Source organism: bacterium (genome assembly GCA_016702305.1).
Taxonomy (GTDB): Bacteria; Electryoneota; RPQS01; order RPQS01; family RPQS01; genus JABWCQ01.
The window spans coordinates 965867-992566 of record JADJEH010000001.1; the positions used below are offsets into that span (position 1 = coordinate 965867).

Sequence of the window (26700 nt, forward strand, 5' to 3'; positions counted from 1 at the left end):
CTACATCTCCGTCGGGGCTGATACTCCGCACAGCGCCAGACCGCGCCGCAGAGCAATTTGTGTCGCGCGGCATAAACACAACCGCGCTGTTTGCAATTCCGCCGGAGTGGTCAGCACCCGGCAGTGATGATAAAACCTGTGAAACTGGGCTGCCACTTCCCGCAGCCAGACGGTTAACGCGTGCGGATCACGCGCAGTCGCGCATTCCATCAGCACGTCTTGCAGTTCACGCAAGCGGCGCAGCAGAACCAACTCTTCGTCGTGCGTTAACAAATCGAGATGCTGCGCAACATCTGGTACGGGAACCTCGCCGCGCCTGAATATGGACTCGATCCGCGCATGAGCGTACTGCACATAGAACACCGGATTGTCGTCCGAATGCCGTTTCGCCAACTCAATGTCAAAGTCCAACGGTGTGGACGTCCGCCGCAATAGAAAGAAGTATCGCGCGGCGTCCACGCCAACTTCTTCGACCAACTCATCCATCTCGATCAACTTCCCGGCGCGCTTCGACATCTTAACAGGTTCGCCATCGCGCAGAAGATTAATATGCTGCAACAGCATGATCTCGAGCTTCTGTGCGTCTTCGCCCAGCGCCTTCATCGCCGCGCCCATCTTGGTCAGATAGGCATGATGATCCGGACCCAGAATGTCAATGATCGGATCATAGCCGCGTCGAAACTTGTCAAGGTGATAGGCGATATCCGGCAGAAAGTACGTTGCCCTCCCCTGCGAAGTGACGACAACCCAATCCTGCGTGTCACCATACTCCGATGTGCGCACGAACTTCGCGCCATCGCGTTCGAAGACCGCACCCCGCGCTTCTAACTCCGCGAGCACTGACCACTCAGCGTTGCGCTCGCGCAGTTCGCTCTCGTGGTACCACCTGTCCATTGTCACGCGAAAACTCTCGAGCGAGCGCTGGTGCATGCCGACGTGCCGCGCAATCGCCTGCTGCCCAAGCTGTTCCGCAGCCTGCTCTGGATCGAGCGCGAGATATTTGTCCCCGTCTGCGGCGGCCAACTCCTGAGCGTACTCAATGATGTAGTCGCCGAGATAGCCGCCCTCGGGCACCTCTGTTGCCCGGCCCAACAGCGACGCATAGCGCGCGTATACGGATTGACCAAGCAACAACACCTGATTCCCCGCGTCGTTCACATAGAACTCGGCGTCGCATGCAGCGCCTTGCACCCTGAAGATGCGCGTCAGGCTATTCCCCACCGCCGCGGCCCGGGCGCTGACCACATTGAGCGGTCCTGTAGGATTCGCCGACACGAACTCGATCAATACGCGCTTTCCGCTCAAAGCCCCGGAAGAGCCAAACGAGTCAGGTGCCTGAATCGCCAATGCCGCAATGGACTGCAGGTAGTCCGCGGCATAGCGGAAATTGATGAACCCCGGTCCCGCCACTCCTTCGCACGTTAATAGCTTGGGATCAAGCCGGAGACCGGCGACCAGCTCATCGGCAATCGCCCGCGGCGCCTTACCGAGCGGCTTGGCATGCGCTAAGGCCGCGTTCGTGGCGATGTCGCCATGCGCGGCATCGCGCGGCTTCTCAAGCGTCACCTGCGGCGCGGCAACTCCCATCCGTTGCAGCGCTGCCGAAAGTTCCGCCGCCAAATGCTCGTGCGCTCGCTTCACGCGCCCTTGGCTTTCTTCTTAACCGGCGCGGCCTTCTTCTTAACGGGAGCAACCTTCTTCACCGAAGCGCTTCTCTTCACAGGCGCACTTTTCTTGACCGGAGCGCTCTTCTTCGGCTTAGTGCGACCGACTGATGTCCCGACGGACTTCGCACTCTTCTTGACGGCCTTCTTCGCGCCCTTTTTGACGGCCTTCTTCGTGCCCTTGCTCGCCGCCTTCTTGAGCGGGCGCGGCGAACGCGCGATCGGTTTCAACTCGTCTTCAGTCACTTCGATTACGTCCGCATCGCTCCATAGGTCCTCCAATCGGTAGAACTCACGGTGCGCCGGACGGAAGACATGCACCACCACATCTATGAAATCGAGGAGTACCCAATTCAGAGCGCCAAAGCCCTCGCGGTGCGCCGCCTTCTCTTGCAGCTTCTCGCGCGCCGACCGCTCCACGTGATCGGCAATCGCCTTCACCTGCTGATTCACCTGTCCCGTGCAGACCACAAAGTAATCCGTAATCGAGTCGAGCTTGGTCAGGTCAAGAATCCTGACATCGGTGGCTTTCTTTTCTAACGCGGCCAGGGCGGCGTGCCGCGCTAACTCAAATGTGCGAGAGTTTTTCAGTCTTTATCTCCGCAATAATTCGCAAAACAAATTGGTTAAATGCGCCGTAACATCGCCACCAAACCGTCGCGGCGGCGGCGGCTCACAATCGTTAGACGCCCGACAGCCGCGCCGGGTGTAACCACGGCGCACGAATTCGCAAAATCTTCAAAAAAGGAGTAACTAACAGCCATTTCCGAAGCAATGCGACCGAGAACCTGTGACTCTCGGTCGCTAAGAAATGGCCAACCGATCCGGTAGGCGAGAAAAAGTGGAGTGAGCCGTCGGTGACAGAAGCCTCCCTGTCGCTATCGTCGGCCGGGGAACATCCACGGATAAGCGTCGTAACCCGAGTAACCGCCGTACCCCATACTCTGGTAGGGCGACATTCCCCGCGCAACAGACAAACGAAACTGCGAGTTACGCGTCGGCGACCATGTTAAGTCCGCGGCTCCGACAAAATCGTTGCCGGTCTTGGCAGGATTCCATTCCTCTGGACCGCTCGGTTGAAACTGGTACCCGAGATGTGTCGTCAGCAATAATGGCCGGGCAATCTGGTAGTCTATGCGATTCATGTACAGTCCGCGTGACACTCCCGTACCGCCCGCATTCGCATATCCAAAACTCATCGAGTGCGACATGTTCATGCGGGACGGATCGAGTAGCCCTCGCATCGCCGTAAGGCCCAGCCCCTGCTCATGACCCCGCAGGTAATCGGACGTGGAACTACTGGTGGGTTGTGAGCGATATTGGCTCCAACTCGAGGTGCTGAGCAGCAAGCTGCACAAAACAGCCAGCACGAAGACTCGCATCGAACGTTCCTCGGTTTTCGTTTGATTCCGTAAAATACTGACAAACTTCATGATAATCAACGTCTCACCCGGCTTGCCGTGCCAACCACGCCGCCTCAGAACGTTGCAGTTCCTCAGGCGTGTTTATCCCCTGAAGCTCAGCGAACGGCGCACAATTCACAGCCTGAATCTTCAGCCCGTCCCGGGCCAATATCCCAACGATATCCGTCAGGTAATACTCGCCCTTGGCGTTGTTCGGGGTGACCTTGCGCAAGGCCTTGAATAACGCCGACCGGACCACAACGTAAATCCCACTGTTGATTTCACTGATATTACGTTGCTCCGAAGTCGCATCCTTCTCCTCGACTATTCCCACGAATTCCCCGTCCGTGTCCCGAACGATGCGGCCGTAGCCGAACGGATTCGGTGCGGTCGTGGATAGAACCGTTAGCGAAGCCTCCGCGTCACGGTGCGTCTGGATCAGGTCCCGCAGTGTATCCGCCCGTAACAAGGGAACATCACCGGAAAGGACCAGAACCTCTCCGCACTCGCGCGCTATCACCGGTTCTGCTTGCAAAACGGCGTGACCGGTCCCCAGCGGCGGATCTTGAATGACAGCACGGTCCGCCTGACCATGAATCGCCAATTCGACTAATTCACGCCCATGGCCGACGACGACCACAGTTTGACCTGCACCGATCTCACGGGCCGTGTCCAGCACCCGCAAGACCAACGCCCGGCCGGCTATTTCATGCAGCACTTTCGGCAGCTCGGAGTTCATGCGCGTCCCCTTGCCAGCCGCCAATATCACCACCGCTAAGGCTTGATTGCTCACAGAGAAAACCGTTTCAGGCCGTTAAAAGTTCCATATTTACGTCGCCGCAGCCAGATTATCCAAGAGCCGCACACTACCCACACGAATCGCTCCAATCAGCCGGGATTCGGGTCCCACAAACGGCCCTTCGCACAATGTCCCGCCGTCTACCGCGGTGAGGTAGTCCACCTTCACCCCGTCCACGCTCTCCACAACGTCCAGCATAACCCGTTGCACGTCTGCCAAAGACGTTTGACCCGAGGTAACCGCCGCCTGTCCGGCGCATAAGGCCCGGTAAAGAGCCGTGGCAGACTCGCGTTCGGTCTGCTTCAGAAAGCGATTTCGAGAGGACATCGCCAGCCCGTCCGCCTCCCGCAGAATCGGCCCACCGATAATCTCAACAGGCCAATCCAATGCCCGACACATTGCCCGAATCAGAACGAGTTGCTGAAAATCCTTCTCGCCAAACACCGCCGTGTCGGGCCGTGTCTGATGTAAGAGCTTGGCCACGACCGTCAGGACCCCTCGAAAATGCCCGGGCCGAATCGTTCCTTCCCACTGTTCCGCCAACGCTCCGGGTTCGATTTCAACGTTCGGCATGCCACCGTACATGTCGTCAACAGACGGTGCGTAGACGAAGTCAATCCCCTCCTGTTCGCAGAGCTGCAAATCGTGGTCAAGCGTTCGCGGATAACGCCCAAAATCTTCGCCCGGACCAAACTGAGTCGGATTTACGAATATCGTCATGACACGTACGTCGCACGGGCCGCACAACCTCGCCAGACTTAAGTGGCCCTCGTGCAGAGCACCCATCGTCGGAATCAAGCTGATGCGCGCCGCCGCCTGCCACAAGGGATCCAGTTCCCCGTTCAGTTCATCGCGAGTCTTCAGCAGTTTCACGACCCGCGCGCCCTTCGCGTGGTTTTCTTGTCGGCCTCTTTTGTCGGCGCCTCATAGGACTCGCTGGCTGCCGGAAATGAGCCCTCGCGAACATCGGTCACCCATGACGTCACCGCATTGCGCACAAGCTCCGCGCCGGGCATATAGTGGCGCACAAAGCGCGGTTTGAACTTGTCGAAGATACCCAGTAAATCGTAGTTCACCAGAATCTGACCGTCGCACTGCGCCCCCGATCCAATCCCAATGGTCGGAATGTGCAGCCGCTTCGAAACGCGCTCCGCCAATTTCGCGGGAATCTTCTCCAACACGATCGCGAAACTTCCGGCCTGCTCAAGTTCCAGCGCGTCGTTCAACAGGCGCTCGCCTTCTTTCTCCGTCGTCGCCTTCACGCCGTACCCACCGAATACGTTGATCATCTGCGGCGTCAGCCCTAAGTGTCCCATCACTGGAATCCCTGCTTCAACCAATCTCCGCACCGTCGGAATCAGATAGCCCGCGCCTTCAACCTTCACAGCTTGCGCTCCGCCCTCTTTCAGGAAACGAATCGCATTGCGCACAGCATCTTCCGGCGAGACTTGAAATGAACCAAACGGCATGTCTGCTACGACCATCGCCCTCGTCGTGCCGCGCGATACGCAGCGCGTCAGGAACAACATCGCGTCCATGGTCATGGGAATCGTCGTGGCGTGTCCGGCAATCACGTTGCCCGCGCTGTCACCGACCAGCAGGAAATCCACTCCCGCTTCCTCTTCCAGCGCCGCGAACACCGCATCGTAGGCCGTCAGCCCAACAATCTTCCGGCCTTCCGCTTTGCACGCCACGATTTGCGGAGCCGTTACGCGCGGGAATGCCGCCGCCGCTTTGCTCATCGTTCCGCTCCTTCCGTTGCTTGCAGAATCGCTCCACCCAAAACAACATCATCCCGATAGAATACCGCCGACTGCCCCGGAGTAATCGCCCGCACAGCTTCGCCAAATTCGATCCGTACTTCATTCCCGGCCCGTGGCGTAACACGCGCCGCAATGGGTTCGGAACGATAGCGCACTTTCACCGCGCACTCAATTAGACCAACCGGTTCGGCAATGGACACCCAGTTTGCATCAACTCCGTAAGCGGATGTCTCGCCCAGATTCTCGTCAAAGTCCAGATACACGCGGTCCGTCGCCGGATCAATCCGCTTCACGTATAACGGCTTGCCTGCCGACAAACCCAGCCCCTTGCGCTGGCCCACGGTGTAATGCGCGATCCCGTCATGACGACCCAGCACCCGTCCGTCCGGACCGATGAATTCCCCCGTTCCCAACACCGTCAACTGTGACGAGTAATTGTCCGCCAAGAAGCGCCGGTAGTTATTATCCGGTACGAAACAAATATCTTGACTCTCAGGCTTCTCAGCCGTCGCAAGGTCGTACTTGCGAGCCAGCTCGCGAACCTCGCTCTTGGCCAGTTCACCCAACGGAAACAGCGTATGGTTCAGACTGAATTGCGATAATCCCCACAACGCATAAGACTGGTCCTTCTCCGGAAACAAGGCCCGCCGCAGTACCGCGCGTCCCGCGCCGCGCTCAACTCGGGCATAGTGCCCGGTCGCCAGATACTCGCAGCCCAGCTTGCGCGCCTTCTCGAGCAGCGTCTGCCACTTCACAAACGTGTTGCAACGCACGCACGGATTCGGCGTCCGGCCGCGCAGGTACTCGCCCGCGAAATTCTCAACGACCGCGCCGTGAAACTCGCGTGATAAATTCAGCACGTAGTGCTTGAAACCCAGTTTGTCGGCCACAGCGCGCGCGTCCTGCGCCATCGTTATACTGCAACAGCCGCTGGCCCGATTGAGCGACATTTCTTCGCCCTTCTCGTCCGTCCACAGATGCATCGTCAAGCCAACCACGTCAAAACCCTGCTCAAGCAGCAACGCCGCCGCCACGGAGCTGTCCACCCCGCCCGACATGGCGATTGCCACGGTCGTGCGTGTGTGCACCGCGGGCGATGCGATCAGTGCGCTCTGCTCGTTAGACATGCTTCGTTATGACTCGACTTTCACGACTCGCGAAAATGTGGTGTCCACCGGCACTTGGCTTGCGAGCGTGTCGCCACCGGCCACCCACCGCACGACTGATTCTAAACTTGTACCCGACAACGGCCAGCGTTGCGGTGACTGCGCGAAGGCGATGCCCGGGTCCTGATCATCAAACAGCGCCACGTGTCCGCGCAATTCCCCCGACCACGTTGCCGCCTGCGCAAATTCAAACTCCGTCCACTGCTCGGCCAGTGCCTGCCCACCCGACAGGTCCGCCAGCGCGATGCCCGCATGCCGCTTTGACTGACCTGCTAGGGCCGGAATCGCCGCCACGGCAGCCAGACCTTCACCGCCGACAAATATCTGCAAGCTGTCGTTCACCTGGTGCTTACGCAATAGTTGCAAGAGCAAGTCCACGCGTCGCCGCGTATCCAAGAGACCACTCATCGCGTTGGACTTGCCACTCTTCACGGCCCCGGAGCCGTCGCGCTCAAAGGCGTCATGCAGATTGCACCCCAACACCGCAGTGACACGTCCCGCAGCGGTACCATCCAGCACAGACATGTCCACCGTGTCCGGCGAATCATATAGCCAGAGTAGCGCCTTTAACTTGCGATTAAGCACTCCGGCCGGCACCCGGTAGTTGCAATGAAGCGTGTCGCCGCGGTCGCTAATCACCGTAACGTCATAGTAACCGAAGTCCCGCCCCCGCTTGATGAACGCCATGTCCTGCTTGGCCAACAGCGCGTGTTCCGCGCGCAGCCGTTGCGGTGAATAGTCCGCCCGGTCACAGCCCAGGCCGAGCATGAGCGCGGCCAGCAGGATGATTGCCCGTCGTCCGTTCATCGCGGCATCGGCGCCGCCGCGCGCTGTGTCGCCACAATTTGCGGCAGTTGTAGAACCAGCTCCGCGACGTCTTCCGGCGTGCTATAACGGCCGAAACTGATGCGCAAGCTCGCACGCGCGTCCTCCGTGGACAATCCAAGTGCTGTCATGACATGCGAGGCGCCATGCGCGCCCGCGCTGCACGCCGCGCCAGTGGACACGCAGATACCGCGCATGTCCAGCGCGATCAACAGCTCTTCCCCGTCACAACCCGATACACGAACATTCAAGATATTGTCCGCTCGCTGCGCCGACCTGCCGTTCACAACCACACCCGGAATCTTGTCGCATAAGGCCTGCTCGCAGCTATCGCGCAAGGACCTCAGGCGGACCGCATCGCTCGCCATGTTCGCCAGCGCTAACTCCGTAGCCATCCCAAACCCCACGATTCCCGGCAAATTCTCGGTACCTGTGCGTTTACCCCGTTCCTGACTGCCGCCGTATTGCTTCTGCGCCAATCGCGTCCCCCGCCGCACGATCAGCGCACCAACTCCTTTGGGACCGTGGATTTTATGCGCGGAGATCGAAATCATGTCTATCGGCAACGCGGCAAAATTCAGCGGTAGTTTGCCAAAGCTCTGCACGCAATCACTATGAAACATCACACCATGCTGTTTGCAGAGTCGGCCGATTTCTTCAATGGGCTGCACCGTCCCCAGCTCGTTATTGACGTGCATGACCGAAACAACCACAGTCTCAGGCCGAATCGCCTCTGCGATCTGTTGCGGATCCACGACGCCGTCCGGGGACACGGGCACAACCGTCAGCATCGCCCCACTCTTGTCCGCGGCCTTCGCCGCGTCGAGGATCGCGTGGTGTTCGAACGCCGACACGATCAAATGCTTGTGAGCCTTGCTGCTCATGGCCAGCGCGCCCTCGATCGCCCAATTGTCAGCCTCTGTGCCGCCCGATGTAAAATACACTTCGTCACTGTGGCAATGAGCCAGCCCCGCAATCTGCTGCCGGGCGGTTTCCATGGCCATTTTCGCCTGTTTACCGCGCTCGTGAACGCTGGACGGATTCCCCCACAGATTCGTCAGGGCGACGCGCATCGCTTCGACCACCTCGGGAGCAGGTGCCGTTGTCGCCGCATTATCCAAATAAACAGGCTTGGCCATAACCTGTAAATATACCCATTACCCCTTGAAAATGCAAGTTTTCTTGCACTCCCTCCCCTTGACAAACCTCACCAATTTACGTAACTTAACCACAATTATGGGCCCACGACTCCGTCACCTCTCCCTTATGCTCGTCCTGTCGCTCGCCACTGTGGTGCTGGGTCAGGAAGTGCTTGACCCGGCCTTTGACCCGCCGTTCCGTGGAGGCGCGGGGACGGATGGGCGAATTCGTTGGAATGCTACCATCGGAATGGTCATCATCAACGGCAAGCTCTACCAGCAATTCGGCCTGCGCCCGGACATCCCATTAGGTAAGTGGGGTGTCGGCCTGGACCTCACGGTTCGCGTTGATGAAGAGGGCAATCTCAAAGAAGATGAGTGGGACGAACCGGAAGATGCCATTGAGAAAATCTACTACATCCGTTACGGTGCGCCCGGTGATCCGCTCTATTTGCGCGTCGGGGCGCTCGACAATGTAACACTCGGCTACGGCATCATCATGCGCCGCTACGCTAACACGATTCAGTATCCCGAGGTCAAGCGTGTCGGCGCCTATGTCGAAGGGCAAACCGGCAAGAACGGTTGGATTAGCTTCCAAGGCATGACGAACAACTTCCGCGAGTTCGACGACCCTGGTGTTATTGCCGGACGCGTCGCGCTGAAACCGCTGCCCAAATTCAATCTCACCTTTGGCGGCAGCGTGGGGATGGACGGAAATCAGTACGCCGGTCTGACCGATGATGACGACGACGGCGTGCCAAACCGCCTCGATCTTTTTGGCGACGTGGACGATTTCGAAAGGCGCGATTCAATCATCGGTCTGCTCGACCCCGCTGAAATTGCGCAGCTGATCGAATGGGGGTACCTACCCAATATTTATAAACTCCCCGCGGACTATCGCGGCCGCAAGGATCAGGTTCTGCTCACCGGAGTGGACATCGGCCTGCCCCTCGTCAAGCCCACAAAATTCTCGTTGTGGGGCTACGGACAGGCGGCGCAGATTCACGACTATGGCTGGGGCTGGTCTTTCCCGGGCCTGCGCGCTGCCTACTACCCGTTTGAAGTCGGAGTTGAGTACCGCCAATACGAAAAGCAGTTCATCGGTGACTACTTCGATTTCTCCTACGAGCTTGAGCGGGCGCAAGTCATTGGAGATACAACCTACGCGACCAAAGAGCAGCGTCTGAGCAGCTTAGGCAAGGCCGAAGGCGTGTATGGTGATTTGACAATGTCATTCACAGACATCGGCTACCTGTACGCCTGGGCGCTCGATATGCACGGCGAAAACTACCCCAGCGGCAAGACGTTTTTCGGTGAAGCCGCCATCACGCCGCCTGAGAATCTCAGTCGCCTGCGCAAGATCGCCGGCTATTTTTATCAGCCGAATCAGCCGGAGTTCTTCAATGAACCGGACGACGGAACAATCTACGGCGGCAAGCTCTACGTCGGTGTAGCGCCTAATGTCAATTTGGTGTATGATCACCGCGTCACCTATGCCAACGGCGAGCAATATCGCACGGTGCGCATCGAAACTATGATAACGTTCTGATGCTGCGCGCGATCCTATGGGATGTCGGTGGACCGCTGGTAGACGAAGAGCCGATGTATGTGCACTGGGAGGCGGCGGTTGGCACGGTGTATGCGGAAGTCATGGGTCGGCCGCTGACTGCCGAACGGTTTGCCGCGGCCAAAGAGTGGTCGCTGCAGTCCTATGCGCCCTACTCCTTTCAGGCGATGCTCTATGACCTGGTTGATCGTGACGAAATGCTGGCCGCTCGTGCGACAGAACTCTTCTATGCGTCGGTTCCCTCACACTCAGAGCATCTCAATCCGGGCATCGAGGAACTGCTGGAGCAACTCGCCGCGCGCGTCCCGATGGCCATTGTCGCTAACCAGCTTAAGGGTCTGCCGGAGCGGCTGCGCCCCTGGGCATTGACGGCTTTTTCGCCCATGTGATTTCCGCGGGTGAGTACGGACTTTACAAACCCGATTTGCGCGTCTTTCAGCACGCGCTCGAACGCTTGCGGATCGAGCCGCACGAAGCACTTATGGTTGGCGACCGTCCGGACAACGACGTCGTACCCGCCAAATTGCTCGGGATCAAGACTCTGCTGCTCCGCACGGGCTGGTATGAACAACAAAAAATCCGCATGCCATCAGAGCAAGCGGATTACGTAGTGAATTCCGTCCCGGAAATGTATGCCAAACTACGCGAACTATTTCCTTAGCGAGAACCTGGGTCAGGCCTCCGGCCTGACAGTCAGCAAAAACCCCAGCAGCTTCATCATCTTTTCGACCGCCTGTCCTCGATGCGACAGGCGGTTTTTTTCGCTCATGTCCAGTTCGGCCAGCGTACGGCCATCCGGCAACTCGAACACCGGATCATAGCCAAAGCCTTTAGCCCCGCGACCAGCGCGATTGATCGCACCATCCAAGCGTCCTTCAACGCAATACACTCCATCTTCCGTCACGAGGCACAGCACGGCTGTGAAGGCCGCCGCACGCTGCTCGTCCGTCACGGCGCTCATCTCGCGCAGGAGCTTCTCACAATTGTCGGCATACGTCGCGTTTTCACCGGCGTACCGCGCCGAATACACGCCCGGCGCACCGTTCAGCGCGGCCACTTCGAGCCCCGTGTCGTCAGCCAGCGCCCAATGACCTGTCCCCGAGTGCGCTTCCCGCGCCTTCTTAATCGCGTTCCCTAACAGGTCCGGCTGGTCCTCCACCGTCGGTGGCAGAGACGAAAAATCCGCGAGGCTCAGTAGCTCGACCGGGAACCCGGCAAGCTTCTCCTGAATCTCGCGGAACTTATTCGCGTTGTTGGTCGCGACGACGATCCGGCGCAACGCTTTAGCCGTAGATTGCCGCGCTATTGCACTTGCACACCTTGACCATCTTCGAGGTCTGGGCGCGGCGGCCGCCTTCGGTCACAAACTCACGCACGCGCACGGAGGCCAGGATATCGTTGCACACCGGGCAGTGCTTCGCACCCGACGACTTCGTCTTCGACAACTTGTCGGTAAAGGTCTGTTTCTTAGCCATTTATACTTTCCTCTCGGTGTTAGGTCGAACGGGAATATAGCAATTTCTTCGCCGTTTGTCAACCATACGCACGGACAACGTCCCAAGTTCCCAGGAGAATATCGCGTACCGGGTATCACGTGGTGATGATGGTATGATAACAAACGCGGCAACCATAAGTGGTCGCCGCGCTCGTAAAACTGCGTTCAGTACGCTGACTGGCCTACTTCGGATTCGTGCCCACCGTCTGGTAGTTCCCCTCGGGAAGCGTGCCCGGCTTAGTCTTGTCCTTCATCGAATCCTGCGTCGCGACCAACTGCTCGGCAGACTGCTCCGGCGTCGTCTGCGGTTCCACCGTCTCAACATTCGTCTTGGCTACTTCAACCGGCTGTTCAATCTGCACACCACTGCGCATCGGAGAACCGGAAATGCCCGCGGAACTCGTTCCCGTCACGGAGCCAAAGTCGAAGACCACGAAGGACAGCACCATCGCCGCCGCAACTCCGAAGCCCGCGCCCAGCCAGCTCATCTGCCAACCCGAACGCGTCTCGCGCACAGGCTTGCCCGACAACCGACGCTCCAAACGAAACTCGAAACCAACCGGACAATTTGCTTTGGGAAGAGATCGCAATGCGTTGCGAACACGCTGCTCAGACGGATCCATCCCCGGCTCAGCGTTCCCTGCCATGTTCATCGCACTGTTTTGTTCGGGACTAACCACGATCGGACTCCTCATTCGCCAAATACTTTAATACAACTTGCAAACGGGTTCTCTCCCTCTGTTAACCCGGGATTTTACCGTGCCCAACGGTACTTTCAATATCTCCGCGATCTCCTCATAAGACGGGTCCTGCACATCACGCAGCAACACGGCCTCCTTGAAGTGAAACGGCAGTTTGTCAATCTCACGCAGAATCAGCTCCGTGCGAACACGACCATCCACGTGCTTCTCAACGTCTACACTCTGATCTACGATATCGTAGTCGCGCTCTTCATTTCCCTTCGAACTGATAGAGAAGAAGTTGCGCACCTTCCGCCGCCGCATTTCAGTCTTCGCCAAATTAGACGCTATTGTATAGATCCACGTCGAGAACTTGGCCACCTGATGATAGCGGTGCTTGTTCCGGTAAACCCGGACAAAGGTCTCCTGAACGATATCCTCACTAAAGAGCGTGTCCCCCAGCAGCCGGACCACAAAGTTATAGAGCGGGTCACGGTAGCGCCGGACAATTTCGTCGAACGCCGCGGCATCTTCCTGCTGAAAGGCCGCGATCAGTTCCTCGTCTGTGAGGGATGCGATCGGCTTGTTGTTCATTGCCTACCTGACATACTCCCGCTGATTTACGTTGGTTCCGTGTGAGCCGACTTTTTTCGCGCTGCACGCGGACCATAACCACTCATATATTAATGACCTGACATCCGAGCCTTTTGACTTTGCGTGCATCTCAATTTGAAGAATATTCAACTGAAGGTCCTGCATACGAGTCTCCCCCAATCTCTGCGAGGCACGGATAAAATCATTTTTCTTAAAGACTTGGCCACCAAGACCCGCCTGAAACTCGGCCTCCGTCGCCCGCCGTGCCGCTAAGCCACCACAAAGCCATATCCGCGATGCCGCCGAGCGCAACCGCCCCACAAGGGCAAGTTCCTCCATCCCTTGTCCAATAATTCACGAGCCTCGCGCAAAACTCGGGAGGCGTTACCGGCCAACAGGGCATCGTCAAACCCGAACATCTCAACCTCGGCCGTAATGCCCGTGGCCCGCATCACCATCTCAACAGTGATCTCAGGCTCAACGCCGGCGTATAGAATCAAATCGCTCAAGCTTCGCTCGAAGATCCCGCAGTTGCGAGGTCGAAGTCTCCAGTAGATATTCCACGGCGCCTACGGCAATTCGCTTGTCGTGCAGCGCGGTAAACGCCCGCACGAATTTCGCGTTCTCCTCTGTGCGCAGTTCAAAGAACCAATAGCCGCTCGTGTCATTTTGCAGTGCCGTTTGCTCGCGCTTGCCCGGCTTGCGCTCGAGCGGCTGTATCATTACCAGGCTCGTCGTCGGTGATGGATCCGCCGTGTATCGCTTCACAAGGCCGTGCTTCGCCTCATCCGAACGCAGGTCATCAAAGTCATTCAACACCACGACTCGCCGCGCACCGAACATCGGCAACGCCACCAACTGCGAGTTCAGGTCCTTGATGTCAATCGCGCCCGCTTCGCATTCAAAATAATCGAAGTCAGAATTGGCCCCCGCCAGTAGATGCGTCAGCAGCGCAGTCTTCGCTTCGCTCAAGAGATACTCTTCCGTACCCCAAGCACGACGGCCGGAAATGTCTCACCGCGGGTGATCGCCTGCGCCAGCCGCCGGAATACCGGGACCGATTCAGCCAGCCAGTTCAAACTGCTCACGGGCGGATGCTCGCACGAATTGCTCGAATAGCTTGGACTGCTGCGGAAACGATCGCATCCGCTCCGGATGCCACTGCACGGACAGCACAAACGGATGCGTCACATGCTCAAAGACCTCAATGATCCCCTCTTCACTCCATCCGGTCGCCACGAGTTTATCTGATAGTCTGTCCACGCATTGATGATGGAAGCTGTTCACTTCGACCGTCTCCGCGCGGAACACGCGGTGAGCCAGACTGTTTTCCAGCAGTGTAACCGTATGTGCGATTGCGACGGTCCCCGGAGGCTGCAAGTGGTGCACAGATCCCAACTGCGTCGGAATGTCCTGGATCAGCGTGCCGCCCAATAACACATTGAGAGTTTGATGCCCGCGGCAGATCGCGAAGACCGGTTTTTCACGCTCGAGGAAATACTCCAGAAAACGAAACTCGAACTCGTCACGCTCGAATACCGGCATCTGCTCCGTCGGCAGCATCTCTTGGCCATAGCGGCTCGCGTGAATATCTGTTCCGCCAATTAGCATCAATCCATCCACGTGATCTGCGTGGCGCCGCATCTGATCGCGGTTCTCCGTAAAGCTTAGCACTATCGGCAACCCGCCGGCAGCCTCAAGACATTCGATGTAATTCAGGTCGCAAAAATTGATGCGGCCTGCTGGCGCAAATGTGCGCGTCGGATCCGGGCCGGCATAGCCGGGCGAAATACCAATAATCGGAGGATTGCCGTTCATTTATTGCCGCAGTTATTAGAACTATGACCCGTTCAAAACAAGATATCCCAACATCAACACGGATGCACCAATACAATAGTAGCCGAATGGTTTCAGATTGCCGGTATTTAGCAGCTTAAGCAAAAATGAAATCACACCCAATCCCACGACAAATGCCGCGATTGCCCCCGACAGCATCGCCGGATCGCTCCACAAGTTCGAACCTTGTACGTCGGAAAGCTGCAGAACTTCGGCTCCGGCAACCCGGGGAATGGACATCAGGAACGAAAAACGTGCGGCCTCAACCGGTGCCAGACCACGCTTCATTCCTGTGATAATGGTCATTCCAGAACGCGAAATCCCCGGCAGCAGCGCGAATACCTGCGCCGTACCAATCCACCAGGAATCGCTCGTCCGAATGTCGTCCATTCGGCGCGACCCACGACCGTAACGCACCGACCAAATCAGCAGCAGTCCCATGACGAACCAGCTCACCGCCGCCACATAGGCGCTGCCAAATGTCTCCTCGATCGCATCCTTCAGCAGCAAACCAACGATCACTGCCGGAATGGTCGCCACAACAACCTGCCACAGCAATTGCAATGCGGCGGGTCGTCGAGAGGTATTGAAAAGTCCCGTCACATGCCTCGGCAATCAGCTTGCGAAAATACAAGAGTACTGCCGCCAGCGTGCCCAAATGAATGAATACGTCAAACGTCAGCAGCGGCCCGCTAAGGCCGAGTAAATGCTGCACGACAACCAGGTGACCATCACTTGAAACCGGTAGAAACTCGGTGATCCCCTGGACAATTCCCAGGATCACCGCTTGCCATATTGTCACTACTTCACCACTTTCAACGCTTCGCCATCAAACTGCAAAATTCTCGCCGTACGATTCTCACCGGTCGGCGCGATATCCACTTCCACGGCGCACCCGGAGAATTTGCCCAGCGAACGCGCTGCTTCGACAAAATTAGTTCCGGACGATGCCTGACTGCGCAATATCGCGGACAAAAAGTCCGCCGCGTCTACGGCCAACAATTGCCACGGCGATAAGTCAAACTCCTCACGGTCATCGAGCGCGCGAAAGAGTTCCGTATGCCGGTCGGCCACTGGCAACAACGGTGCCACAACATACATATTCCGTGTTACTTCCGGTTGAGCCGACAGCGCGCGCTCATCCAGCCACGAACTGTTGCCGAACAGCGTCATGCCTTGCGGCACCTGTCCCATCTGAGAACAGTAGTTGCCGATGCGATCGCCTTCGAGCGAAAAGAAGAATACCTCCGCAACACCGCTGGACGGCGGCAGTGCCGTGACACTTACGTCGCCACCGCCGCTCTCGCCAAACAGCTTCTCGCGTGCTTCGCGTGATAGTACCGCCTGCGAAACCTCCGCGCCCCGCTCCAACCGCGCTGGCGCTGACATCAGGTCATACAGCTCGCGTCGGACGCTGCTGGCATTGGCAGGATACTCAATTTCCGCATCTATCTTCAAACCAAACTCACCGGCCCGCTCGAAGCCGACGCGGTGCGCCGCTCCGTTATCGTCGCGCGGAGTCATCAACAGTCCGTGATCAATATTCAGGTCCATTGCGGCAAAGCGCGCTGCCTGCACGGCTTGCGCTTCCTGACTGGCCAGCATCTCGACAATCCCTGGAGCCAGCGGCGCCAATGCCTGCGGCGTGCTGGTTAGTTTCAAAATCGGAAACTCGTGATCACCGTTGGCTAACGCCAAGGAAGTCGCCGATCCTTCGTCACCGGCAAACACAATCACGTCACACGCGTCCGCCACGGCACGATCCAAAACCTTCACAGCTCCCAAGGCGCTGCTCACTCGTTCCACGGTAACATCAAACGCGTCAAGTTGCTCCGCGGCAAACGTGAACGCCGACTGCAAGTCCTCGGGAGCAGAATCGTCATAATTTGGAAAGGACAACAGTAACCAGACATTTGCCCGGTGTTCGCTGCCCAAAAGGTCGTGCGAAACCTCGCCATCCGCGCCGGGAAACAGATATTCCTCAGCATCAAACGAAGACTGTTCCGCCAGGATTTCGCGAGCACGGCTTGTCAGCTTGCGGTCGGTAGCACTATCTGCGCACCATTGTAGGTGTTCACGCGCCGCCGCCATACCATCCAACAGGAAGCTGCTCTCCGCCAAAGCAAATCGCGCAAACTGTCCATAGCGGCCATCGGGGAAAGCGTCCAACAGACGCTCAGCGCCGCGCTGCGCGCGATCCGCCTGGCCCGTTGCCAGATTAACGCGTACAATTAAGTAGAGCGCCGCCTCAATCTCATCACCGCGCCCGGACAGAAGCACAGACTCGGCGGCGTGACGCGCCGACTCAAAATCACGAGACTCATAGTGACCGAGTGCCTGTTTCAACTCGGAGGACGGGGCCGCCCAGCCGCCGACGGTAAAGAGCAACAGCAGCAGATAAAGCATCTATTCGACCGTCACACTTTTCGCAAGATTGCGGGGTTGGTCAACGTCGCAGCCGCGGTGAACTGCCATGTAGTATGCCAGCAACTGCAAAGGCACAACCGTCAACAGCGGAGTCAAGAGTGGATCAGTCTCCGGAACATACAGAACCTCACTGGCGCGCGTGGCAACTTCGGTGTCGCCCTCCGTGGCGATTACAAGAACCCGCCCGCCGCGTGCCCGCACTTCTTCGATATTAGACAGCACTTTCTCGTATGTGCCGTCTTTGGTAGCGATAAACACGACCGGCATATTCTGATCAATCAGCGCGATCGGTCCGTGTTTCATCTCTGCCGCCGGATACCCTTCGGCATGCACGTAGGAAATTTCCTTGAGTTTCAGAGCGCCTTCGAGCGCCACCGGAAAATTCAACCCGCGGCCTAAGTACAGGAAGTTGCGGCTGTCACGATAGTGATGCGCTATCGTCTCGATGCGCTCGCGGGAGGCCAATATCCGCGAAATCTTTTGCGGAATCTCCTTCAGCTCTTGCACAAGCTCGCGTCCGCGCCCAGCGCCGACGCGTCTGCCCCGCCCCATCGCCAGCGCCAGCATGAAAAGAACCGTGATCTGTGCGGTGAATGCTTTCGTCGAAGCAACACCAATCTCCGGACCAGCATGCAAAAAGACTCCCGCATCCGTTTCCCGCGCGATGGACGATCCGACGACGTTACAAATTCCAAACACCGGAGTGCCGCGCCGACGAGCTTCCCGAATCGCGGCCAGCGTGTCCGCCGTCTCGCCGGACTGTGAAATCGCAAACGCTACAGTACCAGGTTCAAGAATCGGCGACCGGTAGCGGAACTCCGAAGCGTATTCCACTTCCGCCGGAATTCCGGCAAGCTCTTCAAAGAGATATTCGCCCACAAGACCGGCATGCCAACTCGTGCCACATCCCAGTAAGATAATTCGCTTGGCATTTTGAAGCGTGTTGCTGACGGCAGCCATCCCGCCAAACTTCACGTTCCCGTCATCAGCCAGCAAGCGGCCGCGCATCGCATCGGCCACTGTCTGCGGCTGCTCGCAAATCTCCTTCAACATGAAGTGCGCAAACCCGCCCTTTTCTATCGCCGCAATATCATAAGTGATCTGCTCAAGGTGTTTGTCCACTGGCTGATCCGCCAGATTGCGGTACTCCACCCTGTCAGAGGTCAAGACCGCGATTTCACCGTCTTCCAAATATGTCGCGTCGCGCGTGAAATGCAGGAATGCCGCCGGGTCAGACGCTACGAAATTCTCGCGGTCGCCATGCCCAATCACCATTGGCGATCCCATCCGCGCCGCAATAATCATCCCCGGCTGATGCTTTGAGATAATCGCGAAGCCGTAAGTCCCCTTGACCAACCGCAACGCCCGCGTCACAGCCTGCGGAAAATCCCCTTCGTAAAACTCTTCGATCAGATGCGCGATAATCTCCGTGTCCGTATCCGAAACAAACGTGTGACCGGACTTGCTCAGTTCATGCCGCAGCGCATTGTAATTCTCGATGATGCCGTTATGCACCAGCGCAATCGTAAATTGCTCGTCCGTATGCGGATGCGCGTTAACTTGATTGGGCACGCCATGCGTCGCCCAGCGCGTATGACCGATGCCCGAATTGCCGTTTACACCGGAATCGCGCACAAGCTGCTCGAGATTCGAGACCTTACCCGCGTCCTTGATCACATGCAAAACGCCGTTCAGCACCGCCACGCCCGCCGAATCGTAGCCGCGGTACTCCATGCGCTTAAGCGCGCCGATCAGGATTGGCATTACCTCGCGATAGCCTGTATATCCGATAATTCCACACATACTCTAATGCTCCCGTTGGTCATCTGAATGCGTCACAATCAGGTCGCAAAGATCGCTATTCCCACTCCACGGTTGCCGGAGGTTTCGTGCTAACGTCATAGGCGACACGGTTGATCCCGCGCACTTCATTGATGATCCGTGACGACGCGCGGCCAAGCAGATCGTAAGGGAGGCGGGTGAAATCCGCGGTCATGAAGTCGTCGGTGTTCACGGCGCGCAATACACAGACATTCTCGTACGTGCGTTCGTCGCCCATTACGCCCACGGATTTGACCGGCAGGAGTACCGCGAAGGCCTGCCGTGTCTGGTCGTACCACTCCGCCGCACGCAACTCATGCAGAAATATTGAGTCGGCATGACGCAAAATATCGCAGCGCTCGCGTGTCACTTCCCCGAGCACGCGCACAGCCAGCCCCGGACCCGGGAATGGATGCCGGTGCGTGATCGTGCGCGGCAAGCCGAGCAGTTCACCCAAGTGCCGGACTTCGTCTTTGAACAACTCCCGCAGTGGTTCAACGAGTTTCAAGTGCAGCGTGTCTGGAAGTCCGCCTACATTGTGATGTGACTTTATCGTCGCCGACGGACCTTTGACGGACACGCTTTCAATTACGTCAGGATAGAGAGTGCCCTGCGCGAGAAACGACACATCGCGGTGCCTGGCCGCCTCTTCCTGGAACACATCTATGAACAGTCGGCCAACTGCCTTACGCTTTTGCTCCGGTTCGGTTATGCCTTTTAGTCCCGCGTAAAACCGTTCCGACGCGTCTATCACCTCGAGTTCAAGATGGCCATGATCACGAAACGTCGTTTCAATCTGCTCGCGTTCACCCAAGCGGCCAAGACCTGTCTCGACGTAGAAACAGAGCACCTGACCGGGAATGCTGCGCTGCAATAGCATGGCGGTTACCGCAGAATCAAGTCCACCTGACAGCGCGCACAGAACTTTTTGGGACCCCACGGTTTGCCGAATATCCGCCACCGCTTCGTCAATGAACGACTCCATGCTCCAGCCTCCGCTGCAGCCGCAAATCCCATATGCGAAATTGCGCAATAGCGCCGCGCCGTCAGGGGTATGCGTTACCTCCGGATGAAACTGCACCCCAAAGAGCGGACGTTCAGCGTGACGCACGGCCGCGACAAGCCCCGCCGTGCTTCTTCCCGACAGCTTAAGCGGTGCAACAACCTCTTCCAGGTGATCACCGTGACTCATCCACACCTGCATCGGCTGAGAAATCCCGCCGAGCATATCCGCGAAATCAGAGTACTCAACGTGCGCAGGTCCAAATTCACCCGATGTGCCCTTGACGACCGGCGTTCCAAACTGCCGGCCCATCAACTGCATGCCATAGCATATTCCGAGCAGCGGTAAATCACAGTCGTACAACGATTCATCCGGAAACGGAGCGCCGGCCGCATGCACACTCGACGGCCCGCCGGAAAAGATGATACCGCGCGTTTCGCTGGTCAAAACGTCGTCCGGACGCGTGTTGTAAGGCAAAATCTCGCAGTACACGCCCTGCTCGCGCAGCCGCCGCGCGATGAGCTGGGTCGTCTGCCCGCCAAAGTCGAGAATCGCGATGCGTTCTGTGTGCTTCATGCAGTCGTTGGAGTATGCAGCGAATCCGCCCAAACGCTGATTTCTGCGAGTGCGTTGTGATTCGTTAGATCGAAATGTATGGGAGTCACGGCGACGTAGCCCTCCATGATCGCGGTCCCGTCCGTCTCTGTCTCGTTCAGCGGCAGTTTATGACCGTCCATCCAATAGTAAACGCGACCGCGCGGATCATTCCGCTTCATGAATTTCTCCTTGAACCGCCCGCGACCCTGGCGCATGACTTTGACTCCGCGAATGCGGTCTTCAGGCAATGCCGGCACGTTGATATTCAACAGAGTGTGATCCGGTAAACCCGAGTTCATAACTTGCACGGCCGAACGCCGGGCGATTGCCGCCGCTGGTCCAAAGTCATCGTGCGTAAAAGAGTCAAGCGAAATCGCGATCGCCGGGATACCGTTTATCGCCCCTTCCGTTGCCGCGGACACCGTTCCTGAGTAGATGATCGAAATCCCCGTATTCTCACCTCGATTGATGCCCGACATCACCAGCGCCGGCTGTTCCGGCAGTAACTCAGAAATCGCGAGCTTTACGCAATCGGCCGGCGTGCCGTTCACCGCAAACGAGCGATACGCTCCGCCGACTACATAGTCGGACAGTCGAATTGGTTCCGCGATCGTGATGGAATGGCCGACCGCCGACTGCTCGCGATCCGGCGCCACGACCCACACTTGCGCCAAATCCGCCATTGCGCGCACCAATGCATGCAGGCCCGGCGAGAGAATGCCATCGTCGTTCGAAATGAGTATTATCACGCGTGTGTCGTCTGCGCAGACATAAATGTCTTCAAGAAAAATGCGATCGTCGGTTTTAGGTCCGTCCGTCTGACGATACCGTCCAGAAATCCCTTCTCCAAGAGGAATTCACTCCGCTGGAATCCCGGTGGCAAATCCTGGCCAATCGTCTGTTTGATCACCCGCGGCCCCGCAAAGCCGATCAATGCACCCGGTTCCGCAATATTCACATCTCCAAGCATCGAAAAGCTGGCCGTTGTCCCACCGGTCGTCGGATTGGTGATCACCGAGATATAGGGCAGCCCCGCTTCGTCAACCTGTGTCAGCTTCACGCTGGTTTTGGCCATCTGCATCAGCGACACCATACCCTCCTGCATGCGCATGCCGCCTGACCTCGATACCAAAATGAGCGCACGGCGGTCCGCGATCGCCCGGTCAACCGCGCGCGAGATCTTCTCGCCCACCACACTGCCGACGCTCCCGCCCATGAAAGAGAATTCCATGATCCCCAGTTCCGCACCATAGCCTCCCACGAGGCAGGACCCGGTCGTGATCGCGTCGTTCTTGCCTGTGCTTTTGATTGAGGACACGACCCGCTCGCTGTATTTCTTCGAGTCCTTAAACGACAGTGGATCAAGTGGTCGCAGCGAATGATCGTATTCCTTCCATGTACCCTCGTCGGCCAACATGTCAATATATGACTCAGCGGGCATCGCAAAATGAAATGAACATTTCGGGCACACGAGCTGCAGCTTTTCGAGTTCCTTCTTGAACACGATTTCGCCGCAATTCTCGCACTTTACCCACAGCGTATCCTGGGTCGTTTTCTTCTGCTCAGGTTGAATCGGATTGCGCTCGCGGCGCAGCCACTCAAGTGCCATCGCTCTCTCCTTCCGCCTCGTCAGGGCGCTCACTGCGGCGTACGCGCCGGTGCATGACCAACGCGTTCTCGCCGTCCTGATAGTAACTCTTGCGAATTCCCAGTTCCGCGAATCCATAACGGGAATACAGCGCGCGGGCCGCCTCGTTTGACTCGCGGACTTCTAAAAAAACATCCTTCATCTTGCGCTGCACGGCGCGCTCAAACAAAAAATCAAGCAAGTAGGATCCGACCCCCGCACGCCGCGCGGATTTGTCCACGGCGACATTGAGGATGTGAATCTCATCCAGCACCCATTGCGTCACAATGTATCCCGCCACGCGCCCGTCCGCCAGCGCAACCCAACTGGTACGATATAGCACGATAAAATTACGGAATGCGTTCAACGACCATGGGTCGGCGAAGGAATCTTGCTCGATGCGCAGCACGTCGTGCAGATGGTCGGCGGTCAATTCCGCCGTGGTGAGGTCAATTGCGCTCAATATCTAACTCGCGGTACCGGTCGCACATATCCGTAACTTGCCGCATCTCAGCAACATCATGCACTCGAAGCACATCGCCGCCGTACAATGCCGCGATGGCCACGACTGCCGCCGTCGAAAACTGGCGCTGCGCCGCCGGAAGACCCGAAAACTCACCCGTGAACGCCTTGCGTGAAGGTCCAAGCAACACTCCCGCGCAATCGCCGCGAAAATCGGCGGCGCGGCGTATCAAACTGTAGTTCTGATCAAATGACTTTCCAAATCCCAGTCCGGGATCTACCATGACATGATCGGGCTGCAGTCCCGCAAGCATGGCGATCTCGACCGACAAGAGTAAATCAGATCTCACGTCACTAATCAGGTCCGCGTATTCCGTGTTGCGCTGCATCGTCGCCGGATCACCGCGCATGTGCATGACCACGAGACCCGCTCCGTATTCCACACAGTAGTCCGCGATTGCTGCGTCCGACCGCAATCCGGCAACGTCATTGATGATGTCGGCGCCAGCTTTGAGGCATTCGCGCGCCACCACCGCAGATCGTGTGTCAATCGAAATGGGAATTTCTGTGCGGCCGCGGAGTTCCCGCAGCACCGGCAGCAAGCGCTCAAGCTGTTCGCCATCTTCCACGCCCTGACTCCCCGGCCGTGTGGACTCCGCGCCCAAATCAATAATATCGGCGGACTCTGCAATGAGTCTCATAGCGTGCTCAACTGCTCGATCCCGAGTAGCAAACTGCCCGCCGTCCGAAAATGAGTCCGGTGTTATGTTGACGATCCCCATCAGCCTGGTGCGTAATCCAAAGACAAGCACGCCGCGCCGATGGCGAAAGGTCCTCAATTTAAGACTTGCCATCCATCAGCAGCAAAGCTTCCATCCGGGTCGCCTGTTTCGAGAGCGCGCCGCGTACCGCCGACGTCACCGTCCAGCTTCCGTGCACACGCTCTCCACGCATCATCAAACACAAATGCTGCGCCCGGATCACGACAAAGGCCCCCATTGGCTTCAGCTTATCCATAAGCGTGTCAGCGATGGCCGTCGTCATGCTTTCCTGTAGCTGGGGCCGCTGCGCCAAGACACGTACCACGCGCGCCAACGCCGAGAAGCCTGTCACCTGAGATTCACTTGGAATATATGCAATGGAAACAAATCCCCAGAACGGCAGCAAATGATGTTCACACATGGAGTAAAACGGAATGTCCCGGTGAATGATCATTTCAGTCGCGTTGTCGGCAGGATAAAGCGAAAGCTTGTCCGCCGGATCCGCGCCGATTCCGGAAAAAATCTCCTCGTACATTTCAGCCACGCGCTCCGGAGTACCAAGCAACCCGCCGCGCGCCGGATTCTCGCCGACCGCCTGCAGAATCTCGCGGACTGCGGCCTCAATTCTGGGTTTGTCCACCACGACGCGTCTCTTCCATTTTGAACACAACGACTTCCTCTTCCCCCGCCTCAAGCTCAATACTCCGGGCCGGATCGCCGACGATCCCGTAACCCGTTTTCACGACCGAGATCACATGAATACCCGGCGTGAGATCCTTCAGCACATGGTCCGTGCGAAACTCCGTTGGTTGCCCATTCAGAAGAATCGTCGCCCCCTCTACGTTTGCCACAACCTGAATGCTCCCGTGCCGCGCCCGGAGCGCGTAGAGCATCAACGCCAACCCTATGAACGCCGCAACTGCGATGATCACGATATTCGTGCGCACGGTGCGCTGACCTTCTTCGAGTTCTTCAACGTCCACGGGAATCTGCCGCTGACGATCGGCCACCTCTTCGGCCGTCAGCCATTCAACTTCGTCATCTTCATTGACGAACCGCTGGTAGTTCCCGCGCGCTGCGTAGTAACGCTCGATTTCGTCGTCAATGATGCGCTGACGCTCGAGGGCGTCAATAGTCGTCAGCTTGACTTCAACCGACTTCTCGCGTCCGCGCAGCTCTTCCCGCGCCTCAAGCTCCTTGCGGATCAGATCCCGAAGCCGTTGTTCTTCCGTATGATCCATCAGCCCTGTTGCCCCGTTCCGTTCTTGTGCGGGATGTCGAGCAACGCATGAATCTCATCGCCGCTCAACGACTCACGTTCAACCAAGGCATTAGATAGACGATCCAACCGGCTGCGCTCGCTCGTCAGTATGTGCCGCGCTCGCTGCTCGGCGCCTTCCACCAATTCACGCACTGCCTGATCAATCGAATGCGCCGTCTCATCGCTGAAGTCCCGCTGCGCCGTGTAGTCACGGCCCAGAAAAACTTCCTCGTGCTTCTGACCATACGTGATCGGGCCGAGCTTGTCGCTCATTCCCCAGCGCGTGACCATTGTCTTGGCAATCTCCGTCGCCCGCTGCAGATCGTTTGCCGCACCGCTCGTCACCTCGGAAAAAACTTCTTGCTCGGCGACGCGTCCCGCCAGCAGCGTTGCCAATTGCCCTTCAAGGTAGCGCCGCGAATAGCTCCGCTTGTCGTCAAGCGGCACAAAGTGCGTGAGGCCCAGCGCCTGACCGCGCGGAATAATCGTGACCTTGTGTACCGGGTCAACTTCCGGTGTGAACAGCGCCACCAGCACGTGGCCGGCTTCGTGATAGGCTGTCACGCGCCGCTCGCGTTCAGGTATCACAACGGAACGACGTTCAATGCCCATCATCACTTTGTCTTTGGCCGCCTCAACATCCTGCATCATGACGCGGTCGCCGTCCCGGCGAGCGGCCAACAGCGCCGCTTCATTCATGAGATTGGCCAGCTCCGCTCCGGACATCCCCGGCGTGCTCTTGGCGATTACCTCGAGATTCAAATCATCGCCCAACGGCTTGTTGCGAGCATGAACTTGCAGAATCGCCAGCCGGCCCTTAACGTCAGGGCGATCAACGACGATCTGACGATCAAAGCGTCCCGGGCGAAGCAGTGCCGGATCCAGAATGTCGGGACGATTGGTCGCCGCCACCAGGATCACACCGTCGTTTTCCTCGAAGCCATCCATCTCAATCAGCAGTTGATTGAGCGTCTGCTCGCGCTCGTCGTGCCCGCCGCCCAATCCTGCGCCGCGGTGCCGACCGACGGCGTCAATTTCGTCAATAAAGATGATGCACGGCGCGTTTTTCTTCCCTGTCTCAAACAAATCACGTACGCGCGACGCACCGACGCCGACGAACATCTCCACGAACTCCGCGCCGCTGATCGAGAAAAAGGGAACGCCCGCCTCGCCCGCAACCGCCTTGGCCAGAAGCGTCTTGCCCGTCCCGGGAGGTCCAAGCAAGAGCACACCGCGCGGAATACGACCGCCGACACGCACGAATTTCTTTGGTTCGCGCAGGAAATCAATGATTTCCCGCAGCTCTTCTTTCGCTTCGTCTGCGCCCGCTACATTGTCAAATGTGATCTTCTGTCCGGATTCCGAATAGACACGAGCTTTGCTCTTGCCGAATTGGAACAATCCCTTGGGACCCATGTTCGACATCCGCCGGATCATAAGAATCCCGAACCCCAATACCAGCAGCCACGGCAGTAATCCCAACAGATACTGACCGATATCGGGACGACGCGACTTGAATTCAAGTTGGACGCCCGCGTCCTTCCAACGATTCAATAGCTCGCTGTCGAGCGTCGGCGGCAGCGTCACCGTGAACTTTGTCCCGTCCTTCATCTTCCCGTGAAAGACCTGGTCACGGATCAGACCGGACTGCACGCGGCCTTCGCCGACGGCCTGCTCAAACGCGTAATAGGTTAGCTGAGATTCGCCTGAGCGCTGCGAGACCAGCTGCGCCACAACGATCGAAACCAGCAGGATGAGCAGAAAGACGTAGAGTAGCCGCGACACTTTGCGCCACTCAACGCGCGGTTCG

The 26700-nt window shown here is 57.8% G+C and carries 31 protein-coding genes; 3 read left to right on the top strand and 28 right to left on the bottom strand.

Annotated elements, in window-relative coordinates; all coding sequences use genetic code 11:
• From IPH10_04130 to IPH10_04170, 9 genes are all read right to left on the bottom strand, one after another.
• A complete protein-coding gene (locus IPH10_04130; protein MBK6910109.1) occupies window positions 1-1641 on the bottom strand; it encodes an arginine--tRNA ligase in 1641 nt (546 codons plus the stop codon).
• On the bottom strand, window positions 1638-2255 hold the full coding sequence (rsfS, locus tag IPH10_04135) for a ribosome silencing factor (GenBank protein ID MBK6910110.1): 618 nt from the start codon (window positions 2253-2255) through the stop codon (window positions 1638-1640). The genes IPH10_04130 and rsfS overlap by 4 nt, the downstream gene beginning before the upstream one ends.
• Window positions 2256-2542: 287 nt before the next feature.
• Window positions 2543-3046, bottom strand: coding sequence for a hypothetical protein (locus tag IPH10_04140; GenBank protein MBK6910111.1), 504 nt, complete (start codon window positions 3044-3046; stop codon window positions 2543-2545).
• 64 nt (window positions 3047-3110) lie between these two features.
• A complete protein-coding gene (locus IPH10_04145; protein ID MBK6910112.1) occupies window positions 3111-3806 on the bottom strand; it encodes an NTP transferase domain-containing protein in 696 nt (231 codons plus the stop codon).
• Window positions 3807-3896: 90 nt separating this feature from the next.
• Window positions 3897-4730, bottom strand: coding sequence for a pantoate--beta-alanine ligase (locus IPH10_04150; GenBank protein MBK6910113.1), 834 nt, complete (start codon window positions 4728-4730; stop codon window positions 3897-3899).
• A gap of 5 nt (window positions 4731-4735) precedes the next feature.
• The gene (gene panB / locus IPH10_04155) at window positions 4736-5608 is read right to left on the bottom strand and encodes a 3-methyl-2-oxobutanoate hydroxymethyltransferase (GenBank protein ID MBK6910114.1); all 873 of its coding nucleotides are present in this window, start codon (window positions 5606-5608) and stop codon (window positions 4736-4738) included.
• Window positions 5605-6756: a tRNA 2-thiouridine(34) synthase MnmA gene (mnmA, locus tag IPH10_04160; GenBank protein ID MBK6910115.1), complete on the bottom strand. Its 1152-nt coding sequence runs from the start codon at window positions 6754-6756 to the stop codon at window positions 5605-5607. The genes panB and mnmA overlap by 4 nt, the downstream gene beginning before the upstream one ends.
• Window positions 6757-6762: 6 nt before the next feature.
• Window positions 6763-7602 (bottom strand): hypothetical protein, encoded by an 840-nt coding sequence (locus IPH10_04165; GenBank protein MBK6910116.1) that lies wholly within the window; start codon window positions 7600-7602, stop codon window positions 6763-6765.
• Window positions 7599-8759 (bottom strand): cysteine desulfurase, encoded by a 1161-nt coding sequence (locus IPH10_04170; protein ID MBK6910117.1) that lies wholly within the window; start codon window positions 8757-8759, stop codon window positions 7599-7601. Before IPH10_04170 ends, IPH10_04165 begins: the two co-directional genes overlap by 4 nt.
• Window positions 8760-8856: 97 nt before the next feature.
• Between IPH10_04170 and IPH10_04175 the strand changes: the two genes are divergently transcribed.
• Genes IPH10_04175 through IPH10_04185 form a run of 3 tightly spaced genes read left to right on the top strand, consistent with a single transcriptional unit; the run spans window position 8857 to window position 10987 of the window.
• Window positions 8857-10308: a hypothetical protein gene (locus IPH10_04175; GenBank protein MBK6910118.1), complete on the top strand. Its 1452-nt coding sequence runs from the start codon at window positions 8857-8859 to the stop codon at window positions 10306-10308.
• Window positions 10308-10715, top strand: coding sequence for a hypothetical protein (locus IPH10_04180; protein MBK6910119.1), 408 nt, complete (start codon window positions 10308-10310; stop codon window positions 10713-10715). The genes IPH10_04175 and IPH10_04180 overlap by 1 nt, the downstream gene beginning before the upstream one ends.
• Complete coding sequence (locus IPH10_04185; GenBank protein ID MBK6910120.1) at window positions 10712-10987, top strand: HAD family hydrolase; 276 nt, start codon at window positions 10712-10714, stop codon at window positions 10985-10987. Before IPH10_04180 ends, IPH10_04185 begins: the two co-directional genes overlap by 4 nt.
• Window positions 10988-10999: 12 nt before the next feature.
• Here IPH10_04185 and rdgB read toward each other — a convergent pair whose 3' ends face one another.
• The 19 genes from rdgB to ftsH all read right to left on the bottom strand — a co-directional run bounded on the left by rdgB (window position 11000) and on the right by ftsH (window position 26675).
• Window positions 11000-11605 (bottom strand): RdgB/HAM1 family non-canonical purine NTP pyrophosphatase, encoded by a 606-nt coding sequence (gene rdgB, locus IPH10_04190; protein ID MBK6910121.1) that lies wholly within the window; start codon window positions 11603-11605, stop codon window positions 11000-11002.
• Between the two features lie 4 nt (window positions 11606-11609).
• Complete coding sequence (locus tag IPH10_04195; GenBank protein MBK6910122.1) at window positions 11610-11801, bottom strand: hypothetical protein; 192 nt, start codon at window positions 11799-11801, stop codon at window positions 11610-11612.
• A gap of 202 nt (window positions 11802-12003) precedes the next feature.
• Complete coding sequence (locus tag IPH10_04200) at window positions 12004-12501, bottom strand: hypothetical protein (protein MBK6910123.1); 498 nt, start codon at window positions 12499-12501, stop codon at window positions 12004-12006.
• A gap of 27 nt (window positions 12502-12528) precedes the next feature.
• Entirely contained in the window at window positions 12529-13095 is a 567-nt protein-coding gene (locus IPH10_04205; protein MBK6910124.1) for a sigma-70 family RNA polymerase sigma factor, read from the bottom strand.
• Between the two features lie 269 nt (window positions 13096-13364).
• Window positions 13365-13604, bottom strand: a complete 240-nt coding sequence (locus IPH10_04210) for a hypothetical protein (GenBank protein MBK6910125.1) — start codon at window positions 13602-13604, stop codon at window positions 13365-13367.
• Window positions 13573-14067: a hypothetical protein gene (locus tag IPH10_04215; GenBank protein MBK6910126.1), complete on the bottom strand. Its 495-nt coding sequence runs from the start codon at window positions 14065-14067 to the stop codon at window positions 13573-13575. The genes IPH10_04210 and IPH10_04215 overlap by 32 nt, the downstream gene beginning before the upstream one ends.
• Window positions 14068-14157: 90 nt before the next feature.
• The gene (locus IPH10_04220) at window positions 14158-14913 is read right to left on the bottom strand and encodes a gamma-glutamyl-gamma-aminobutyrate hydrolase family protein (GenBank protein MBK6910127.1); all 756 of its coding nucleotides are present in this window, start codon (window positions 14911-14913) and stop codon (window positions 14158-14160) included.
• A 21-nt stretch (window positions 14914-14934) separates the two neighbouring features.
• Window positions 14935-15219 carry an undecaprenyl-diphosphate phosphatase gene (locus IPH10_04225; protein MBK6910128.1) on the bottom strand — a complete coding sequence of 95 codons (285 nt, stop codon included), beginning with the start codon at window positions 15217-15219 and terminating at the stop codon, window positions 14935-14937.
• Window positions 15194-15733 (bottom strand): hypothetical protein, encoded by a 540-nt coding sequence (locus IPH10_04230; protein ID MBK6910129.1) that lies wholly within the window; start codon window positions 15731-15733, stop codon window positions 15194-15196. Before IPH10_04230 ends, IPH10_04225 begins: the two co-directional genes overlap by 26 nt.
• Window positions 15733-17337, bottom strand: a complete 1605-nt coding sequence (locus tag IPH10_04235; protein ID MBK6910130.1) for a tetratricopeptide repeat protein — start codon at window positions 17335-17337, stop codon at window positions 15733-15735. The genes IPH10_04230 and IPH10_04235 overlap by 1 nt, the downstream gene beginning before the upstream one ends.
• Window positions 17338-19161, bottom strand: a complete 1824-nt coding sequence (glmS, locus tag IPH10_04240) for a glutamine--fructose-6-phosphate transaminase (isomerizing) (protein ID MBK6910131.1) — start codon at window positions 19159-19161, stop codon at window positions 17338-17340.
• Between the two features lie 55 nt (window positions 19162-19216).
• Window positions 19217-20758: a glutamine-hydrolyzing GMP synthase gene (gene guaA, locus IPH10_04245; protein ID MBK6910132.1), complete on the bottom strand. Its 1542-nt coding sequence runs from the start codon at window positions 20756-20758 to the stop codon at window positions 19217-19219.
• Window positions 20755-21528, bottom strand: coding sequence for a 5'/3'-nucleotidase SurE (gene surE, locus IPH10_04250; GenBank protein ID MBK6910133.1), 774 nt, complete (start codon window positions 21526-21528; stop codon window positions 20755-20757). Before surE ends, guaA begins: the two co-directional genes overlap by 4 nt.
• Window positions 21525-22388 carry an acetyl-CoA carboxylase carboxyltransferase subunit beta gene (locus IPH10_04255; GenBank protein ID MBK6910134.1) on the bottom strand — a complete coding sequence of 288 codons (864 nt, stop codon included), beginning with the start codon at window positions 22386-22388 and terminating at the stop codon, window positions 21525-21527. Before IPH10_04255 ends, surE begins: the two co-directional genes overlap by 4 nt.
• The gene (gene rimI / locus IPH10_04260; GenBank protein ID MBK6910135.1) at window positions 22378-22869 is read right to left on the bottom strand and encodes a ribosomal protein S18-alanine N-acetyltransferase; all 492 of its coding nucleotides are present in this window, start codon (window positions 22867-22869) and stop codon (window positions 22378-22380) included. Before rimI ends, IPH10_04255 begins: the two co-directional genes overlap by 11 nt.
• Window positions 22856-23722, bottom strand: a complete 867-nt coding sequence (folP, locus tag IPH10_04265; protein MBK6910136.1) for a dihydropteroate synthase — start codon at window positions 23720-23722, stop codon at window positions 22856-22858. The genes rimI and folP overlap by 14 nt, the downstream gene beginning before the upstream one ends.
• Window positions 23709-24272, bottom strand: a complete 564-nt coding sequence (gene folE / locus IPH10_04270) for a GTP cyclohydrolase I FolE (GenBank protein ID MBK6910137.1) — start codon at window positions 24270-24272, stop codon at window positions 23709-23711. The genes folP and folE overlap by 14 nt, the downstream gene beginning before the upstream one ends.
• On the bottom strand, window positions 24250-24870 hold the full coding sequence (locus IPH10_04275) for a hypothetical protein (GenBank protein ID MBK6910138.1): 621 nt from the start codon (window positions 24868-24870) through the stop codon (window positions 24250-24252). The genes folE and IPH10_04275 overlap by 23 nt, the downstream gene beginning before the upstream one ends.
• Window positions 24870-26675, bottom strand: a complete 1806-nt coding sequence (gene ftsH, locus IPH10_04280; protein MBK6910139.1) for an ATP-dependent zinc metalloprotease FtsH — start codon at window positions 26673-26675, stop codon at window positions 24870-24872. The genes IPH10_04275 and ftsH overlap by 1 nt, the downstream gene beginning before the upstream one ends.
• Between the last annotated feature and the right edge of the window lie 25 nt (window positions 26676-26700).

What these genes read in the sequence shown, in the direction of transcription:
- IPH10_04225 (MBK6910128.1), bottom strand. Translation starts at nt 15,219, where the DNA reads ATGAAGCGTGGTCTGGCACCGGTTGAGGCCGCACGTTTTTCGTTCCTG.
- mnmA (MBK6910115.1), bottom strand. Translation starts at nt 6,756, where the DNA reads ATGTCTAACGAGCAGAGCGCACTGATCGCATCGCCCGCGGTGCACACA.
- IPH10_04235 (MBK6910130.1), bottom strand. Translation starts at nt 17,337, where the DNA reads ATGCTTTATCTGCTGCTGTTGCTCTTTACCGTCGGCGGCTGGGCGGCC.
- IPH10_04205 (MBK6910124.1), bottom strand. Translation starts at nt 13,095, where the DNA reads ATGAACAACAAGCCGATCGCATCCCTCACAGACGAGGAACTGATCGCG.
- IPH10_04175 (MBK6910118.1), top strand. Translation starts at nt 8,857, where the DNA reads ATGGGCCCACGACTCCGTCACCTCTCCCTTATGCTCGTCCTGTCGCTC.
- IPH10_04140 (MBK6910111.1), bottom strand. Translation starts at nt 3,046, where the DNA reads ATGCGAGTCTTCGTGCTGGCTGTTTTGTGCAGCTTGCTGCTCAGCACC.
- IPH10_04220 (MBK6910127.1), bottom strand. Translation starts at nt 14,913, where the DNA reads ATGAACGGCAATCCTCCGATTATTGGTATTTCGCCCGGCTATGCCGGC.
- IPH10_04275 (MBK6910138.1), bottom strand. Translation starts at nt 24,870, where the DNA reads ATGGATCATACGGAAGAACAACGGCTTCGGGATCTGATCCGCAAGGAG.
- IPH10_04145 (MBK6910112.1), bottom strand. Translation starts at nt 3,806, where the DNA reads ATGAACTCCGAGCTGCCGAAAGTGCTGCATGAAATAGCCGGCCGGGCG.
- IPH10_04255 (MBK6910134.1), bottom strand. Translation starts at nt 22,388, where the DNA reads ATGGCACTTGAGTGGCTGCGCCGCGAGCGCAATCCGATTCAACCTGAG.
- guaA (MBK6910132.1), bottom strand. Translation starts at nt 20,758, where the DNA reads ATGAAGCACACAGAACGCATCGCGATTCTCGACTTTGGCGGGCAGACG.
- IPH10_04165 (MBK6910116.1), bottom strand. Translation starts at nt 7,602, where the DNA reads ATGAACGGACGACGGGCAATCATCCTGCTGGCCGCGCTCATGCTCGGC.
- IPH10_04180 (MBK6910119.1), top strand. Translation starts at nt 10,308, where the DNA reads ATGCTGCGCGCGATCCTATGGGATGTCGGTGGACCGCTGGTAGACGAA.
- IPH10_04170 (MBK6910117.1), bottom strand. Translation starts at nt 8,759, where the DNA reads ATGGCCAAGCCTGTTTATTTGGATAATGCGGCGACAACGGCACCTGCT.
- folP (MBK6910136.1), bottom strand. Translation starts at nt 23,722, where the DNA reads ATGGCAAGTCTTAAATTGAGGACCTTTCGCCATCGGCGCGGCGTGCTT.
- IPH10_04195 (MBK6910122.1), bottom strand. Translation starts at nt 11,801, where the DNA reads ATGGCTAAGAAACAGACCTTTACCGACAAGTTGTCGAAGACGAAGTCG.
- glmS (MBK6910131.1), bottom strand. Translation starts at nt 19,161, where the DNA reads ATGTGTGGAATTATCGGATATACAGGCTATCGCGAGGTAATGCCAATC.
- panB (MBK6910114.1), bottom strand. Translation starts at nt 5,608, where the DNA reads ATGAGCAAAGCGGCGGCGGCATTCCCGCGCGTAACGGCTCCGCAAATC.